Source organism: Methanolobus sp. WCC1 (assembly GCF_045690315.1).
GTDB classification, from domain to species: Archaea; Halobacteriota; Methanosarcinia; order Methanosarcinales; family Methanosarcinaceae; genus Methanolobus; species Methanolobus tindarius.
In genome coordinates this window covers 859,970-877,118 of sequence record NZ_CP146979.1, presented here as the reverse complement: position 1 = coordinate 877,118, position 17,149 = coordinate 859,970, and the positions used below count along the sequence as shown (strand labels likewise).

The window sequence follows — 17,149 nt, the reverse complement described above, 5'->3', positions numbered from 1 at the left end:
GAGTAACAACTACTGTTTGATGTTTCAAATTTGTTGTTTAAAACTTGCTGTTTGAAATTTATCGTTTTATGTTTATAATTTTAAATTTGAAATACCAAACAAAACTGATTCTCGCTTATTCCGATTCATAAGTGAAATTGACTTTCAGACCCAGAATTTCACTTGAACCCAAATGGATATCTCTTGCGATTTCAGCACATCCTATGGCTGCACTCCACCTGTCAAGAACATGAACCTTTATCCCGAGGTGAGATTCTATCTTCTTTACAACTTCAGGAACTTCTCCAACAGACCCTTCAATGACAACTTCACCTTCAGAACCATAGTCCTTCATCAGAAGCTGCATACCGGCAATTTCCATGGCGGCAAAAAGTGCGATACTGTCAATAGCCAGCACAGCCTGGGAATTTCCATCTTTAGCAGCTTTTATGAGTTCGTGCCTGTCTGAGAACGAAGTATGTTTAAGGACACCGGAATTTACAAATGCCTCATTAGCACTTATCCTGCCAGCATCGACATCCCTGAGAGCCTGGACATCCAGAGGACCATGCTGAAGTCCCGGAGCAAATATACATGCATCTATAGCACCTATAAGTTTTCCATTTGCAACCGCCACAGTAACAGTATTTGAACTAATATCGGAAAGTACAAAGTCACTGAATCCAAGTGCGAATGCATGATAAGCAATACCTATTTTTTCAGGACTTGTGGAGTGTGAAAAAATATTGAGACGAGGATCTGTGTCGCTGTTTTCATGAATACCCGGAATTACAACGGCAGGAATTTTTGAGGATAATATAGAATCAAAAACAAGTCCACCTCCACCAGTTTTCTTGCCAGCGCCTTCTATGCTTTTAACACCACGGTTTTCAACAGTGGCTATATTTTCAATATCTTTTATGCCATCACCCATGGAATAAGTTACAGCCATTAAAGAGATATCAGAAGAATTTATTCCAAAAGCATTTTCCATCGAAGATATAAGCTGGGACTCGCTCATACCGGCAGCTTCAGTTCTTGGAAGTTCAAGTTTCAGCACTTTTCCATCAGGAAAGAGTGCAGCAAAGCGCATTGCAGTTGTACCATGATCTATTCCAACGAACATCGATTTCACCTTAGACATCAGATAATAATGAATTTAGTTCTTTCATAATGTTTTCACCTTCTTCAAAACTGCCTACATTTGTAATTATACGCAGTTCCTGGAAAGATGTACCGTGTGAAAGAAGAAGCCGCAGGTTTCCCCTGTCATCAGGCCTCTGGATTTTAGCAGTAAGTTTTCCGCCGGAATTACCTTTTCCTTTAACAGCAATTACAGAAGGAATTACTTTTTTGACAGAAGGGTGCTGACTCAGCAAGGACACTATCTTTTTACCGGCACGTCCGCCGATAATAGTAGTATGAGAACCACCGAGTTTACACTCTGGTTTGCGAACTCCTTTTGAATTGATAGTATCCGTCATTTCAATTGGAATGACAACTAGTTATATAAAATATTAGTGGTTCGTTTTAATGTTGCGATTCTATAACGGATGCAAAAACAGAAAGAGAATATGAAAACAAATAACTGAAAAATAAAAATGTAGTAAAAAAGTGATAATTTTCAGACAAAAGAAAAATAATATTCAGAAAATCAGATTTCCTGAATATCTGCCATATCAATTAGCTTTACACCTGAACCGTTAAGAACCTTAATGGCCCCTTCAATGTCACTGACCCTGAGAATAAGAAGTGCCTTCTCAGTCTTTGTGACAAAAGCATAGGCATAATCGATGTTGATACTCTGACCACCAAGCACATCAGCGATCTTACCCAGTCCACCAGGCACATCCTCCATTTCAATACCCAGGACACTGGTTTCAGAAACCGTGAACCCTGCATCGTGAAGAACTTCGTGGGCGAGGTCAGGCTTGTCAACTACCATCCTGATGATACCGAAATCTCCAGCTTCGGCGATGGTAAAAGCCCTTATGTTAATACCTGCATTTCTGAAATTAGTTGCAATATTAGCAAGGCGACCTGGCTTGTTCTCTGCGAAAAGTGATATCTGCTTGATTATCTTTTCTTCCATATTAACACCTGCATTTTTATTAGAAGTTATGTTGCATAAGCGTTTATAGCTTTCTGTTGTCTATCACTTTCTTGGCTTTGCCCATTGAACGTGGAATTGTTCCTTTCTCAACAAGCTCAACCTTTACTGCCAGATTAAGCACATTCTTAAGTGCAGCCTGAACCTTCTTTTCAAGACCGATTATATCATTGACTTTGTCACTGAATGCTTCATCTGTCATCTCTATCTGTATAGTCATGGTATCGAGTTCATTTACCCTGTCCACGATTATCATAAAGTGTTCGCCAACTTCAGGTATAGTCATAAGTACAGACTCTACCTGACCAGGGAATACATTGATACCACGCACGATAAGCATGTCATCTGCACGTCCAAGTACCCTCATGATACGTGGGTGTGTACGACCACATTTGCATGGTTCCTTGTTAATGATAGTAATATCACCAATACGATACCTGATAAGTGGAAGTGCTTCCTTTGCAAGGGTTGTGATTACAAGCTCCCCACGCTCACCGTCACCAAGTTGTTCACCTGTTTCAGGGTCAATTACTTCGAGAAGGAACATGTCGGCCCATATATGGATACCTTCCTGGAACTGACATTCTGTACAGAGAGGACCACTGAGTTCTGAAGTACCATAGATATCATAAGCTTTGATGCCTGTTGCTTCCTCTATTCTTGATCTCATTTCCTCAGACCAGGGTTCTGCACCAAAAATACCAGCCTTAAGCTTTGTATCATTCTGTATGCTGATTCCATTCTGGTTTGCAACCTCACTCATGAAGAGGAAGTAAGATGGAGTACAGGCAATTGCCGTGCTGCCTAGATCCTGCATAAGATCAAGCTGCTTTTCTGTGTTACCTGAACTTGTAGGAAGAACAGTTGAACCCACTTCTTCAGCACCGTAGTGAAGCCCAAGACCGCCTGTGAAAAGACCGTATCCATAACTCACCTGAATAATATCCCCACGACCCAAACCAATTGAGGTGAGAGCTCTTGCAAGGGATGTATTCCATGCATGGATATCATTCTTTGTATAACCTACAACAGTTGGCTTCCCGGTAGTTCCTGAAGACACATGGAAACGTGTAAGCTGTTCATTAGAAACACAGAACATTCCTGTTGGATAAGTGTCTCTTAGATCGGATTTGTATGTAAAAGGTAATTTCTTCAGGTCATCAAGTGTCTGGATATCTTCAGGTTTGACACCTGCTTCATCAAATCTCTTTTTGTAGAAATCTGAGTGCTGGTAGACATAGTTTACCAGGTTTTTGAGTTTATTCTCTTGCATTTTCTCCAGTTCATCAACTGGCATCCTTTCCATCAATGGGTTCCAGTATTCTATCATCTAATTGCCCCTTTATCAATTATTCAGATTCGTGACATTCATCATTTAATGAATCACATATAGAAGGATTGGGTTTGCCTCTGAGGATATCACGTATCCTGCCTTTGCATTCACCTAAAATGGTATCCATATCGGCAACCACATCAATTCCGGCAGCTCCCGCATGCCCTCCTCCGGTACCATCGTAATTATGACTAATATCTTCCATTATCTTCCCCAAATTGACACCTGCAGCAACAGCTTCACGCTTGGCTCTTCCACTCACCCTGATATTAGCGTCACGGGAAGTTCCTATAAGAGCCACATCAGCACCAATGTTAAGGAACATGGATGATGCTGCACCACCAAAGGAATTCACATGAGAATCCACCAGAAGCCAGTCATCAACTCTTTCGATGTTTGCACGGGTAGCACATTTTAACATGGCTATACGCATGGATATATCCTGCGGAGTTGCTGCCATCATCTCCAATACATCTGCATACTCTACACCACTACAGGCTATTATTTCAGAAACAGTCCTGAATGTTTCCTGTGTAGCATGTTTAAAATGGCCCGTATCAGTGATGATACCTGTGAGCAGACCCATTGCAGTACGACGCATTACAGGTGCACCCATGGACCTCAAAATATCAAAGACCATCTCAGCCGTAGATGTTGCATGACGATGCAAATAAAACTCGGCATTTTCAATAAGAGCGGTTGTTGCGTGATGATCTATCACACAGTATTTACCAAGTTTGATATCATTAAGCTGAGAACTGGTTGAAGTGTCAACTACAAGAGTAATATCATATTCTGAAGGGTCGGGTTTCTCGACCACGTCTATATCAAGTTTATCAATAAGAAGAGAAGCAACCCGGTTACATCCATCAACAAGCCCTATTGTTCCACCAATGGCTTCTGATAATGCAAATGCACTGCTTACCGCATCCGGATCGGCGTTCCGATGACAAAGATAAAGGATATTATTATAATCCAGAAGCTTATTGTAAAACTCCGTTTCTTCAACTTGCATGGAAACCTCTGAACATGGCCGGCGCTTATACCGGCATGTCATCAGAAATAGAGAACAGGCTTACTGTGCCTGGTTCCCCATAGACTGTTCGATCTGTTCCTGAAGTTGTGTGAAACGTTTTGATATCCTTTCTTCCTGTCTGGAAATGGATTGTAACCTGAGTGAAAGTGTTTCTACTTTTTCATTCAGTTTGGACACAGATTCTTCCTTGTTTGATTTGATCTGTAATTCGCCGACACTTCGATAAATTACAACATCCTCAGGCAGCTTTTCCAGCTCTTCAAGTGCCATTTCAGCTTCTTTCTGCATGGACTCTATCTGGGATTTCTGCATGGCAAGGGACTGCGCTTGCTGCTGAACCTGCTGCAACTGTGCAAGCTGGTTCTGTATCTGTGGGGGTATTTGCGTACTCATTTGGTTTCACCTGGCATACCAATAAACCTGAAGTGATTTTAATGTTTCTATGTACACTAATGCAAAAACAAGGATGTAAAGAGAGAATCTGATGCAGAATAATTGTTGCGAACACAGAAATATACTGCACTAAACCAGACAATCTGCAGTCTCAGATGCAACCTGTATAAGACGCAACCAGGTATTAAGAGTTGAACGCATGGCAACAAGATCATCAGATCTTATTTCCAGATAAAGAGTCGAGTTTTCGACATTCATGTAAACAGATGACCGTTCAGTCACCTGACTTTCAAGTTCAGGTTTAAGTGATCTGTAAATACGTAAAGCTGCAGGAGTTTCAAAAACATAACGTGAGGTCAGCAACACTCTTCATCAACCTCAAATACCTTGTAGCTTTTCATCCTGAGACTGAAAAGTTCTTTTTCACCTTCTTTGAAATCCAGCTGATTTCCTGAAATTGTAAGAGACAACAATGTTGAACATGTTGATTCATCAGGAACTATCAAATCATTAAGTAATGGTACTAACTCATTGTCACCATCAATTAAAGGAAATGATTTGGACCTTTTTGGATACTCAGAAGGAGCTTCCAGTACGGAAATATAAATTGAAAGAGTGCAGAATCCTTTCCCATCATAAAAAGCCAAGCTACCAGGGTTACCATGATATTCACCGATAATAAGAAGTGGATTGCCATGAGAGAGGGTTAAGACCTCACCCATGCTCATCTTACCTCGGTTAAAGTACTCGAAACCGAAAAAAGATGCCAGATGCTTACATAAAGTACGCGTACCGGCAGAAGGTTTGCGAGAAGAAGTGATATGCATCGCTTCTTACTCTGCTTTGATGCGTTTGATAGTTGTTGGACGCTCTTTCACAAGAATTCGGTGTCCACAGTAAGGACAGCGAATACCTGTGTACTCGTAGTCGATCTCAACATTTCTCTTGCATCTTGTACATTTATAGGCCATACTCACCTTACTCTGCTGCTGCTGCTTCCTTTGCCTTCTTTACAGAACGTGCAACGGTCTTTCCGACATTAGTCTGAGGAAGGAATGTGCCACCTGCAAAGGTGTAGTCACATTTGGTACATTTCCAGATACCTGTACCTGTTCTTTTTACATTTGGACGTGCACATTGCGGGCACTTATGTGGCATACGCATCTTTTCTTCAAGATCTGCCACAAGTTTACGGTCCCTTCTACCATAGCGAGTACCAAATCTACCGGCTGATCTGGATACTCGGCCTTTTCGTGTATATTTTTTTGCCATGAATTTTATCTCCTTGAAATGGTGTAAATATTATATGATATTGAATTTCGGATCAGATATTCAACAGGTGAGCTTCCCTGAGTTCAGATGCTTTCTGGCAGGCAAGTGACACAGCCTTTAACAGCTTTTCCTCGGTAAGTGCTCCATCGCCGCTCTTCTGCATTCCTGAAATTGAACCGTCCTGATTTGAAACAATGGTTATGCGGGTATCACAAACTGTTTCTTCATCAAGGTCAGGGTCAATCATCATTTCACCGCCGATGTCTACCAGCGTAACTGAAACAGGCATATCCCTGATAGGCATTGGCATATCCTCACCACGGCCTTCGCGTTCACCAGGAACAACGGCAGTCAATAGGGCAGCTATTGCACCCAGGGAGGATACATCCTGAATGTTCCCTTCATTGTTGAGAACATGGATATCTATGAATACCATCCAGACTTCTTCTCCCTCCGTAATACACAACTTGTTTAAATCAATTGCGCCTGATTCACGGATTCCCCTGTCTGTGACACGGGCCATTTCAATGGCATTCTCTTTTGGAGGACCTGCCTCAAAATCAGGAGAAGCTATTGGATTTAACTCCATACTTGTAATAATGACACCTTGATCAGCAGAGTCAGGGAAAGGCGTTCCGACCTGTAGTTTTACTCCTACAAGAATTTCAGTACCACCCATCTTTATCCAGGCGGAACCTTCAGCCTTTTCTATAACATTGGTTCTGATCTCAATGTCCCTTATCTCATCAAAAGCACGTCCATCAGCACGCTGACCTTTGAGCATAAGGTTGTAAATGTAATCTTTCTTAAGTACCGACATTACTTCGTTGCCCATGATCTCACCTCAGTCCTTCTCTTCGTCATCCTCATCTTCTGTGGCATCCTCTTCATCCACATCAGTGAAAGACTCTTCAAAATCCTCTACAAGCTCAACAGCTTCGAAATCAGAATGAGATTCTACAGAATCGAGGTCTTCATCTTCATCGTCCTCTGATTCAGGTTCATCATCTAAATCCTCGTCAGCATCTTCAACCTCGTCTTCCTGATCAGCATCGCCAGATTCGACTTCATCCTCCTCCTCATCTTCAACATCATCTTCAGATGATTCAAGAGCGGATTCTACAATGGAAGATACATCGACTTCTTCATCATCAGAGATATCTACATCTTCAAGTTTTGTAAACTTGCTTCTAAGAGTTTCCTTTTGAATCTCCATAATCTGGCGGCATCCTTCCTTGCACATCTCAATTGCCTTTTTGAACTCTTCCGGAGTAACGTCACCGTCCATCTGGACAAGAGTAATCTCCCCATCAGATGTCATAGCCATTGGGATATCAGCATCACCATAATTGTCTTCAGGCTTGTTAAGGTCAAGTACGAGCTGTCCGTCAACCTTTCCTACTGCACATGCAGAAACAAGTCCTTTCATAGGAATACCTGCATCAGCAAGAGCCACACAGGCTGCATTAATAGCTGCAGTTCTTGTACCTGCATCAGCCTGGAGTACTTCTGCAAAAACATCAATTACTGCACCAGGATAAAGGTGAGTGAGCACTACAGGCTCAAATGCCTCACGGCTTACTTTTGATATCTCAATACTTCTTCTGCTTGGACCTGGTCTTATACGATCCTCTACAGAGAAAGCTGCCATATTATAACGGTATCTTATTAATACGGAATCAGCTTTCTGCAATCTTCTTGGGTGAAGTTCCCTTGGGCCATAAACAGCCGCAAGTACCTTATTCTTACCCCATTCCAAATAACATGAACCATCAGCCCTGGAGAGTACACCTATCTCCATTTTCATCGGCCTGATCTCATCAACACGTCTGCCATCCAGACGTAATCCATTTTCATCAATGAACTTTTCAGGTTTATCACTCATATTAATTCTCCAACGTTCTCACATTTTCCCTGATCAAAAAGAGTTACTCCGGTCAATCATCATCTTCCAGAAGAGCATCCACTTTTCGGTAGGTATCTTCCCTGATCTCACTTTCATCCTCTGCAACTTTTGTATCTTCTGTGAGATTATCCTCTAAAACAGCTTCATCCTTCTCAGAAACAAGTTCTTCCCCACCTTTCAAAAAAAGAGATATCCTATCTGTTAATCCTGATGTGTGAGAATGTTTCATAATAAGCTCAATAGCCTCTGTGAGAAGGTCCATTTCACTATCTTTTCCATTTATCCATATTCTTCCATTCTGGCCTACGAATATCTCGCAATTTGTCTCTTTCTTAAGCATTGATACCATAGAACCACCATGTCCTATGATACGAGGAACTTTCGTAGGAGGTACTTCAATAACACGGCCATTACTAAGAGATCTCAGACCGCGTTCTCTCATGGTCAATTCGACCTTCATGGATGAACTTACATCTTTTACACGAAGCAAGACTGATGTGCCTATACCCATGTACTGCGCCATTTTTTCCTGTTCCAAACGCCTTGGATATTCAGACACATGCAACAAGCCATCGTATGGCGAACCAATATCAAATATCCAGTTAGAGGGAGTTACATCTATAACTGTACCAATAACGTAATCCCTGGAAGAAGGAATATACTTTCCGGAAAAAGGAATAACGGATATCTTCTTCTTGGCATTCATAACTCCATATAAAAGAGAGTAGACTTTCCCATCCTTAACATATGTACCTGGACCGGAATCAGTCTTGTTATCAGACAAAAGTTGTCCAGGAATTACAATTTCACGTTCCATTATGGGGCCTCATAATAATTTAGTTTCAGCATCCCCTTTTGTAAGATGATTCACAAGGCCATAGAAATCATTCTGAAGGCCAGCAGGCATTTTGACAACAGCTACCCATGAACCGTCATTTTGCCACTCATTCTTTACAAGGGTTCCAAAGTTGGCAATATCTCCATACGATTTTGCCGCATATTCACCTGGAATCTTTACAGCTATATCGACCTCTTCAAACCTTATAGGGATTATGGGACGAATAGCTTTCATTACAATATTTACCTGCTCATCGACACCTTTTAAAGGATCGATATGAATCTTCGCCTCTTCCATTGCCTTTTCAATTCTGGCAGGAGGATGAGGCGTCCTTGTCTGGGGGTTAATAGCATTTTGTGCAATAATCGTTATGACCTGTCTGGTTTTCTCTTCCAGAATCTGCTTTCTCTGCTCTTTTGTAAGCTGGAGTTCACCGTGCAATATTATCTGCCGGGCAATATCCATTACATCATTGGTTTCAAAAGCACTTGTAAGCTCAGATTCTCCGGCATGGTCCCCCTGCGCAGCATCAGTAAATACTGATTCTACAGCAATGATGTCTTCCATCTTGACATCTTCACCTCTTTTAAGCGAAAATGCACCTTCGGGTTCAACCAAAACCTCAAATTGATGCTTACCTTTCTTGAGCCTTGCAATAACAGACTCATCAAGAGATACCATGTTAGTTCACCCCAATGATTGCTTTAATTAATCCTCTGATTCCTCGTTTTCAGAGTCATCTGTCTCTTCTTCCACATCATCCTTAAGCTCTTCACGGACCCTGGAAACAAAACCAGCAACTTCCTCTTCGGAAAGCTTTCTGAACTGGCGATCCTCAAGTGTCACAATACCAAGCTCAAGGGTAGCTGCATCAACTTTTCCTTCTGTTGATTTGTAAAGGGCTTTCATACCCAGCATGATTGCAGCATCAATGTCCATGTCTTCCTGGTAATCTGCTTCAAAGATTTCCATGAAAGTGTTTCTACCGGCACCGATTGCAGTTGCCTTGTATTCAAGTAGTGCACCGCTTGGGTCACTTTCAAAGAGACGTGGACGTGAATCATCAACACCTGCAATAAGAAGAGCTGTACCGTATGGACGAACACCACCGTACTGTGTGTATGTCTGCTTATGATCGCAGATCTTCTTGGCAATAACTTCTACACCTATTGGCTCATCATATGAGACCATGTTAACCTGTGCTTCGACTCTTGCCCTGTCAACAAGAGCACGGGCATCAGCTACGAGTCCTGAAGTGGCAACACCTATGTGGTCATCTATCTGGAAGATCTTCTCAATTGATTCTGCTTCTATTAATCTGCTTGTGATTCTTTTGTCTACAAGCAATACCACACCATTCTTTGCTTTTACACCGGCTGCGGTTGTGCCTCTTTTAACTGCTTCTCTTGCATATTCTACCTGGAAGAGACGTCCGTCAGGACTAAAAACTGTGATGGCTCGATCATACCCCATCTGTGGCGTCATTTGCATCTTCACTTCATCTCCTGATTTATTTATAAATAACAGAATATATACGATAATTAACTGAAATACGCTCTCTACTCATTTATATGTGACTGTTCTGCGGGGTTAAATACATCGACACCCTCTAAATACTTTTTTGTTGCACCAAGAACAGTGCCAGATACTCCAAGAACATGAACCAGAACTCGTTTACCTTTTACATTTGTGATGGTGGCCATAACAGCCCTTGTCTGTGATACATAATTGCGGTTACAGCTTATGACTCCCTTATTATCATCAAACGCAAAAAGCCAGATATTACATTCGCTTGAACCAAGATCACCAAGAAGGCTTCCTGATACAGAGAATAACTCACGGATAAGTTCATCCCTGCCAACCAGTGTATTTTCTTCGGTTATAAGCTCAAAGGCAAGGTAGCGTTTATTATCCCGCATAGTTGGTGGAAGTATCTTCATTTACCATCACCTTCAGATGCCAAATCTCCGGGCATGCATTCTACTATTTCCACACCCTCATACACATATTCAGGAGAGGGACGGTTCCTTAAAATAATGCTTTCGGGAATTGTGGACAGACCACAAACTGCTTCCTCCCTCGTCATTCCAAAAAGTCCTGCAAGAGCCATCAATTCCCTTGGAGCACGCATATCATAGCAGGATTTTGCATTGGATGAAAGTACAAAAGGGACATTGTATTTGCGAACAATTGCCAGATCTTTTCTGAAATTAGACAAAGTCCTGACTCTTCTCCCCCCTTTCTGGCTGATAATCTCACCAAGGTCAAATGAAATTGCAACTTTGTTATCGCTTGCCGACTTTGCAAGAACATGATTCAGGCCATTGTCTTTCATTGATCCAAAACCACAGAGAATATCCACATTGGGATTTTCGACAGCTGCCCGATTGATGTTTTCGCTACCGCCACGCACAACTATAATATCAGTGTTTTTACGATATTTCCCTACCATTCCATGTAATCTGGAAGGATTGTCTACCGTAATCTCAACACCACTAAAAATTTCAAGACCTTTTATTTTCTTCGATTTTACAGGTTTGGAACCACCGGAAGGATTGGTAATGGCAATTCCTGTAAATTTCAATCTGGAGGAAAAAGCGGCCATATCCTCGATGGTGTTTTTACCTTCTGGTGCAGAGTAAACGTTCAGATCATAAAAAAAAGGTTTAGCCAAATAATTCCTCCACTATCAGTCCCGCCTGAAGACGGTTCTTCGGATAAGTGGCTATTTTTACTTTGACAGTAATGGCATCGGATGATGAACTTAGCACAAGTTTACCCTGGAAAGCTGCCTGTTTGTCAAACCTCATATGGAATAACTGGTCATCATCCAGCCTATCAGGCATTTCACTGCGCAGGATTTCGACGTCACCAAGGCTCATATTTTCCCTGATAAACCTGGCAAGTCTTACAGAATCCGATTTGCGTGAGATCTGCGAACTGAGCATCACAGACGGATTACCATAGTGACCTTCAATATCAGTTACTTCTACAAGTTCGTCAGTAACGTCATCGTCGGACATGCCGGTAGCATTCCGTAAAAAGAAGTCCAGGGCACCACGTACCCTAGAAAGATCCTCAGTTGAGTGTGCGATCACGCGCAAGTTGATATAGTGGATCACTTACCTCTGTTAAGGTTGGATCTCAGGCTTGGCCTGGTCTTTTCAGTACCGGTTCCGCGGGTCATCATACCTCTGCCCTTGCGGCCTGCACTGGTCTTTCCGCGCTGTGCACGTCCCTTGTGGGTGTTGTTACAGATCCAGTTGAGATTCTTGTCACTCTTAATTACAGGGTGATTTGGATCTACAAGGATAACCTCATACCACTTGGATTTACCGTCGTCGCCTACCCAGTAGGAGTTAAGAACTTCCATGTTAGGGAATTTCCTGTCAGCACGCTGTTCAGCGATCCTCTGAATGCTCATTCCACCGGAAATCTTGTTCTTACCCATGCGCTGTGTACGTCTTCCACGGATGTACCTTGCCTTTCTAAGACCTCCTCTGCGTACCTTTACACGAGCTACAACAATACCCTGCTTTGCCTTGTATCCAAGAGAGCGAGCACGGTCAATACGGGTTGGACGTCTGATCTTTGTTACAGATCCTTCCTTTCTCCATTCCTGGAGTCTTTCCCATCTAAGTTCACGGACATAAGTGTTGTCCGGGTCTTTCCATGCGTCTCTTACGTATGCATAATATGATTTTGACAAATTAGTTCACCTAAGTTTCATTTCTAGTTTCACGGTTCAGCTTTTGGCTTCTAATTATTACAAAAGCTACATTCCCACGGGACTAATCCCGGCAATGAAACAGGACTACTACTTAACCCAATTGAATTTAAACCTTTGCACAACCAGGGAATAGAAATACAATTTTCTATAGAAAAAAATGCAAATTTATATAAAGTGGATTTGTCATTTATATAAAAACTATTTTTCAGAGGGAAAGATGAACAGACCAAAAATGAACTATTATATTGACATCCTGCTGACAGTATTATTTATTATAGTTGCGATCACAGGCTTTGTATTATATCTTGCCATCCCATCCGGAGTGCAAAGAGGCAGGTACCAGGAATTCATAGGTATTACCAAGGCAACATGGACACTTGTCCATAACAAATCCGCCATTCTGTTAACGTTACTAACAGGTTTTCATTTCGTCCTGCATAAAAGATGGATGTGCTGCATGACAAAAAACCTGTTCAAAAATGATGAAGACAAGGAAAACACAGAGTGCGAACTAATAAATATATAAGTTCATTTAAACAAAGTTCAAGTTTAAAACTTTTTTGTTTAACTCACTCAAATTTACTCAGATCTTCCCCTGAACGCAGAATGCCAGTAATTTTACCATCATTGTCTTTCAGGACAACATCATACCAGCGCATAGGGATTTCTTTTCCATCTTTTGAAAGGACAATATGCTCGGCAAATTCCTGTGGTTCTGATTCACCGGACATTATTTTAGTAAACTCACCCTGAAGTTCTGAACCTTTATCTTCAGGTACAAGGAATTTGACGAAATCGTGGCCAATGAGTTCAAACTCATCATAACCCAATACATCATTGCCTTTACGGTTCACAAGGTTGATCTTCATATCACTATCAAGTACAAAAACAACAAAACCAGCAATATCAAGATAATTCATTGCCTCATTTCTTTCTGCAAGAACTTTATCCTGAAGGTGTTTTATACGCAAAAGGGATTTAACTCTGGTCACAAGTTCAAGACGGTTAACAGGTTTTCCAAGAAACTCATCCGCACCAACCTCAATACCTTTTATACGATCATCCTTCCCGGATAATGCAGTAACCATCACCACTGGCAAGAATTGTGTCTCCACTGATGTCTTTAAAACCCTGCATACCTCATACCCATTCATATCAGGCATCATTACATCAAGCAGAATAATATCCGGCTTTTCGGTCTTTACCTTATCCAGTGCCTCCTGCCCACTATATGCAGGAATAACATCATAATCTGATTTAAGGTAAAGTCCCATTAGCTCTACTATGGCCTGCTCGTCGTCAACAATGAGTACTTTATCCCTGTGGTGCATGAATCATAGGCTCCCTTTTTACACATGAATTAAATAAATAGATTGCAATATAAATTTAATGGTAACCGTCCCATCTTGTTACTTTATTTAAGTAAAATTATTTTAAACTTTACTATTAATTATATAGTTCTATCTACATATATAGTTTAGGCATAGAAAGAGTTACTCACACTGCTTTAGAGTCTCAAAAAAGAGAAAATAGATGGGGTTGGTGAGATTCGAACTCACGATCGACGGGTCTCTCCGAACAGCTGCAAAAACAGCTAGGTTCTTGAGCACATATCAGTGCTCCAACGGCTCCTCACAAACCAACCCCGTCGGGTTAGTCTCAGTAGACCCGTTGTTCATCATTTATCCGCTGGAGCCCATCGCCATGCCGGGCTAGGCCACAACCCCATAAATTCGGGTAGTATCCCCTGAATACATCTTATCTGTGATATATTTAGCGGTACTACGCGCCTACGTTTATATATCCTTACCGGCAACCCGGGCAAGATCCCCGAATTTGCACAAATCATCACATAGTTGCTCGATCTTTGAGCGCAACTCCTCCATAGAATAGCCATACATGGCCGTGAGATAGATAGCTCCACCTGCCCCTACACCTTCTTTAACAAAACCGACTTCATATTGCTGTAAACCCTTAAAGGAAGACTTACCAAATTCAGGATCAGCTCCTTCATAATTTGCACCAATTTCAGCGGCCAGCTCCACAAAGTTTGCAGATTCATCACGAACAACATAACTTGTTGTAACTATCTTTATGTTGTCAGTTGGATATCCCAGGTGTTTAATGGCAGCAAATATCGATGCCATCTGAGTACCACCTGCAAGAATCACAGGAGTGTCGCCAAGACCTGCAGTAATTCCTGCAACCGCAATCATCATAGGATCACCTACAGAAGCTATCGCTTTAAGAGGATCATCACGCAAAGAACCAAAAGTTATTCCTGATGAGGACAGAGCGTCTCTGACAACTTCTTTTTTAAGATTCAGAGGATTTGCATCAGAACTACTGCTAACGTTTCCATCATAACCAAGTGCCTGCAATAACGCATTTGCCGTAGTGGTTCCCGCAGGGATACTCTCACCGATCATGATGAAATCATGTTCCTTTGCAAGCTTCTCCCCAAGTTTGAATGCATTATCAAAAACTTCCTGTACATTGTGCACAGCAACTGGTTTTCTGATATCATCACCCGGTTTTCCACCAATATCAACAAGTTCTACCTGTTTAGCCGGAAGAACCTTCAGACCTGAATTCACAAATATATGAGGGACACCTGTTATCGAAAGAGCTGCACGTGTTATGAGTGCGGGGGTAGGTGTATCATATGGAGGAGTCATAGGTAAGATAGGAATATCAATTATAGTTCCTGTTTCAAGGACCTCTGCGTCACCGGCAGGCGTATAGTCTGTCAGTTTTGCAGTCTTCCCTGCTGCGGAAAGACCTTCTATATATGCAGTCTCCGTGTTTCCAAGGACACAAACGAACAACGGTTTTTCAGGTAACCGGACTTTTTCAGGTGATAACGTATCCATACCAATCGCCTAGATGTATTTTACAGGGTGTATATGACTTTTTCCAGATTACTCAGTATGTCCTTGCAACATAAACCTTCGTTTCAGAATCCGAGCCACATACAGGACATTTACCACTACATTCATCCTGATCAGTTGGTATTCCAAGTATTCCTGCACCTGTCTCATCTTCCAGTTTCAGGCCGCATTCCTTGTTACCACACCAGAATATCTTTGCAATACCTTTTGGAAGATTCTCCCTGACATCATCAAGTGTTTCACAATCAATGACACGTGAATAAACACTGTCCTTTGCCTTTTCGTAGAGTGAATCATGAATGTCATCAAGCATTGAAGACACATCGGCAACAATGGTATCCAGGGAATACTGTTGCTTCTCTCCGGTATCACGACGTGCAAGCATAGCTGCATTGTTTTTGAGATCCCTTGGACCAAGTTCCAGTCTTACAGGTACGCCTTTCATTTCCCATTTGTAATATTTGGCACCCGGGCGGTCGTCGCTTGAATCCATTTTAACGCGGATTCCCACTGCCTCGAGTTTACTCTTAAGTTCCTCACAGGCTTCAAGGACACCTTCAGCTTTCTTGAAAATAATAGGAATGATTACAACTTGAACCGGAGCAACTGCCGGTGGAAGCACAAGACCCTTATCATCTCCGTGAATGGAAATAAGAGCTGCTATTGAACGCTCAGAAACACCATAGCAAGTCTGGTGAGCATAGACCTGTTCACCCTCTGCATCTTCATATGTTATATCAAAGGTTTTTGCAAAATTGTCACCGAGGTGGTGGGCAGTACCTACCTGAAGTGTCTTTCCATCAGGCATCAATGCATCGGTTGCAATGGTATAATCTGCACCAGGGAATTTATCCCAGTCAGGTCTTTTGGACGCAAGTACAGGCACAGCAAGCTGGCGATAGAAATCAGTATAAATTCTGATAGCTTCATCCACCTGGGCTGCCGCATCATCCCATGTAGCATGGACTGTATGAGCTTCTTTAAACGAAGTGATCTCACGGAGCCTGATAAGAGGACGTGTGTGTTTGGTCTCATACCTGAAAGTGTTGACTATCTGGTAGAGCTTAAGTGGCATATCTGCGTGTGACCTTATCCAGAGCTTATACATTGGATAAATTGCAGTCTCACTGGTTGGACGAAGTGCAAGCTTTACGTCAAGTGGAGACAAGCCTCCATGTGTAACCCAGTAAACCTCGTCTTCAAATCCTTTGATGTGCTCTGCCTCTTTCATGAACTCATTTTCAGGAATAAGGAGTGGGAACATTGTTTCCTGATGATCCTTATCAAGAAGCCTGCGCATGATATCATAAACATTTCTTCTGATGTTAAATCCGAATGGGAACCATACATAAAGTCCCTTTACAGGATAACGTACATCCATGATCTCGCCCTTTAAGAGCAGATCGTTATACCATTCACTGAAATTCTCTTTTGAAGGAAGTGCAGCATCTTTTTCTTGCTCTGCCATTTATTCACCTTTATAAGTTTCATAGTTGATTTGGCTACAATAACTAATACATTGCTTATAGCCATTTCCTTTCATGGCCGCAAAGAAACCAATGACACTAATCACCTGAAATTGAAAAACAAAATATAAAAGAAATATCCGAAATTAGCTAAATTTTTCAGATAAAATCCAGATAAAAAGGAGTAAAAAAATA

23 protein-coding genes and 1 tRNA gene are annotated in these 17,149 nt (G+C 41.8%); 1 reads left to right on the top strand and 23 read right to left on the bottom strand.

Annotation, left to right across the window (positions count from 1 at the left end):
• Positions 1-115: 115 nt before the first annotated feature.
• From V7O61_RS04455 to V7O61_RS04365, 19 genes are all read right to left on the bottom strand, one after another.
• Positions 116-1,123: a methanogenesis marker 12 protein gene (locus tag V7O61_RS04455; protein WP_288069577.1), complete on the bottom strand. Its 1,008-nt coding sequence runs from the start codon at positions 1,121-1,123 to the stop codon at positions 116-118.
• Entirely contained in the window at positions 1,116-1,463 is a 348-nt protein-coding gene (locus tag V7O61_RS04450) for a DUF2103 domain-containing protein (RefSeq protein ID WP_288069579.1), read from the bottom strand. Before V7O61_RS04450 ends, V7O61_RS04455 begins: the two co-directional genes overlap by 8 nt.
• 170 nt (positions 1,464-1,633) lie before the next feature.
• Positions 1,634-2,071, bottom strand: a complete 438-nt coding sequence (locus V7O61_RS04445; protein WP_288069581.1) for an ACT domain-containing protein — start codon at positions 2,069-2,071, stop codon at positions 1,634-1,636.
• Positions 2,072-2,114: 43 nt separating this feature from the next.
• The gene (locus V7O61_RS04440; RefSeq protein WP_407282618.1) at positions 2,115-3,419 is read right to left on the bottom strand and encodes a phenylacetate--CoA ligase family protein; all 1,305 of its coding nucleotides are present in this window, start codon (positions 3,417-3,419) and stop codon (positions 2,115-2,117) included.
• A gap of 19 nt (positions 3,420-3,438) precedes the next feature.
• Positions 3,439-4,437, bottom strand: a complete 999-nt coding sequence (locus V7O61_RS04435) for a bifunctional oligoribonuclease/PAP phosphatase NrnA (RefSeq protein WP_023844244.1) — start codon at positions 4,435-4,437, stop codon at positions 3,439-3,441.
• A 60-nt stretch (positions 4,438-4,497) separates the two neighbouring features.
• Entirely contained in the window at positions 4,498-4,851 is a 354-nt protein-coding gene (locus V7O61_RS04430; RefSeq protein ID WP_407282619.1) for a prefoldin subunit beta, read from the bottom strand.
• 129 nt (positions 4,852-4,980) lie between these two features.
• On the bottom strand, positions 4,981-5,214 hold the full coding sequence (locus tag V7O61_RS04425) for a KEOPS complex subunit Pcc1 (protein WP_407347446.1): 234 nt from the start codon (positions 5,212-5,214) through the stop codon (positions 4,981-4,983).
• Positions 5,208-5,678 carry an exosome subunit/U3 small nucleolar ribonucleoprotein (snoRNP) component, contains IMP4 domain gene (locus tag V7O61_RS04420; RefSeq protein ID WP_023844247.1) on the bottom strand — a complete coding sequence of 157 codons (471 nt, stop codon included), beginning with the start codon at positions 5,676-5,678 and terminating at the stop codon, positions 5,208-5,210. The genes V7O61_RS04425 and V7O61_RS04420 overlap by 7 nt, the downstream gene beginning before the upstream one ends.
• Before the next feature lie 6 nt (positions 5,679-5,684).
• Positions 5,685-5,822, bottom strand: a complete 138-nt coding sequence (locus V7O61_RS04415; RefSeq protein ID WP_084323965.1) for a DNA-directed RNA polymerase subunit P — start codon at positions 5,820-5,822, stop codon at positions 5,685-5,687.
• A 7-nt stretch (positions 5,823-5,829) separates the two neighbouring features.
• A complete protein-coding gene (locus tag V7O61_RS04410) occupies positions 5,830-6,123 on the bottom strand; it encodes a 50S ribosomal protein L37ae (RefSeq protein WP_023844249.1) in 294 nt (97 codons plus the stop codon).
• 52 nt (positions 6,124-6,175) lie between these two features.
• Positions 6,176-6,958, bottom strand: coding sequence for an exosome complex protein Rrp42 (gene rrp42, locus V7O61_RS04405; protein ID WP_023844250.1), 783 nt, complete (start codon positions 6,956-6,958; stop codon positions 6,176-6,178).
• Between the two features lie 9 nt (positions 6,959-6,967).
• The gene (rrp41, locus tag V7O61_RS04400; RefSeq protein ID WP_407282620.1) at positions 6,968-8,008 is read right to left on the bottom strand and encodes an exosome complex exonuclease Rrp41; all 1,041 of its coding nucleotides are present in this window, start codon (positions 8,006-8,008) and stop codon (positions 6,968-6,970) included.
• A 52-nt stretch (positions 8,009-8,060) separates the two neighbouring features.
• Positions 8,061-8,846 carry an exosome complex RNA-binding protein Rrp4 gene (gene rrp4 / locus V7O61_RS04395; protein WP_407282621.1) on the bottom strand — a complete coding sequence of 262 codons (786 nt, stop codon included), beginning with the start codon at positions 8,844-8,846 and terminating at the stop codon, positions 8,061-8,063.
• 9 nt (positions 8,847-8,855) lie between these two features.
• Positions 8,856-9,548: a ribosome assembly factor SBDS gene (locus V7O61_RS04390; RefSeq protein WP_023844253.1), complete on the bottom strand. Its 693-nt coding sequence runs from the start codon at positions 9,546-9,548 to the stop codon at positions 8,856-8,858.
• 27 nt (positions 9,549-9,575) lie between these two features.
• On the bottom strand, positions 9,576-10,358 hold the full coding sequence (gene psmA, locus V7O61_RS04385) for an archaeal proteasome endopeptidase complex subunit alpha (RefSeq protein ID WP_023844254.1): 783 nt from the start codon (positions 10,356-10,358) through the stop codon (positions 9,576-9,578).
• Between the two features lie 68 nt (positions 10,359-10,426).
• Entirely contained in the window at positions 10,427-10,807 is a 381-nt protein-coding gene (locus tag V7O61_RS04380; RefSeq protein ID WP_023844255.1) for an Rpp14/Pop5 family protein, read from the bottom strand.
• On the bottom strand, positions 10,804-11,541 hold the full coding sequence (rnp3, locus tag V7O61_RS04375) for a ribonuclease P protein component 3 (RefSeq protein ID WP_407282622.1): 738 nt from the start codon (positions 11,539-11,541) through the stop codon (positions 10,804-10,806). Before rnp3 ends, V7O61_RS04380 begins: the two co-directional genes overlap by 4 nt.
• Complete coding sequence (locus V7O61_RS04370; protein WP_407283423.1) at positions 11,534-11,965, bottom strand: RNA-binding domain-containing protein; 432 nt, start codon at positions 11,963-11,965, stop codon at positions 11,534-11,536. The genes rnp3 and V7O61_RS04370 overlap by 8 nt, the downstream gene beginning before the upstream one ends.
• Positions 11,966-11,985: 20 nt before the next feature.
• Positions 11,986-12,576: a 50S ribosomal protein L15e gene (locus V7O61_RS04365; protein WP_023844258.1), complete on the bottom strand. Its 591-nt coding sequence runs from the start codon at positions 12,574-12,576 to the stop codon at positions 11,986-11,988.
• Between the two features lie 238 nt (positions 12,577-12,814).
• Here V7O61_RS04365 and V7O61_RS04360 point away from each other — a divergent pair, with 238 nt between their 5' ends.
• A complete protein-coding gene (locus V7O61_RS04360; protein ID WP_023844259.1) occupies positions 12,815-13,123 on the top strand; it encodes a DUF4405 domain-containing protein in 309 nt (102 codons plus the stop codon).
• 43 nt (positions 13,124-13,166) lie between these two features.
• Here the strand turns inward: V7O61_RS04360 and V7O61_RS04355 are convergent, their stop codons facing one another.
• The 4 genes from V7O61_RS04355 to proS all read right to left on the bottom strand — a co-directional run bounded on the left by V7O61_RS04355 (position 13,167) and on the right by proS (position 16,956).
• A complete protein-coding gene (locus V7O61_RS04355; RefSeq protein ID WP_407282623.1) occupies positions 13,167-13,928 on the bottom strand; it encodes a response regulator in 762 nt (253 codons plus the stop codon).
• A 203-nt stretch (positions 13,929-14,131) separates the two neighbouring features.
• Positions 14,132-14,324: transfer RNA gene (locus V7O61_RS04350), tRNA-Trp, on the bottom strand.
• Positions 14,325-14,393: 69 nt separating this feature from the next.
• The gene (gene cobT, locus V7O61_RS04345; RefSeq protein WP_407282624.1) at positions 14,394-15,470 is read right to left on the bottom strand and encodes a nicotinate mononucleotide-dependent phosphoribosyltransferase CobT; all 1,077 of its coding nucleotides are present in this window, start codon (positions 15,468-15,470) and stop codon (positions 14,394-14,396) included.
• 52 nt (positions 15,471-15,522) lie between these two features.
• Positions 15,523-16,956, bottom strand: a complete 1,434-nt coding sequence (gene proS, locus V7O61_RS04340; protein WP_407282625.1) for a proline--tRNA ligase — start codon at positions 16,954-16,956, stop codon at positions 15,523-15,525.
• Positions 16,957-17,149: the final 193 nt, after the last annotated feature.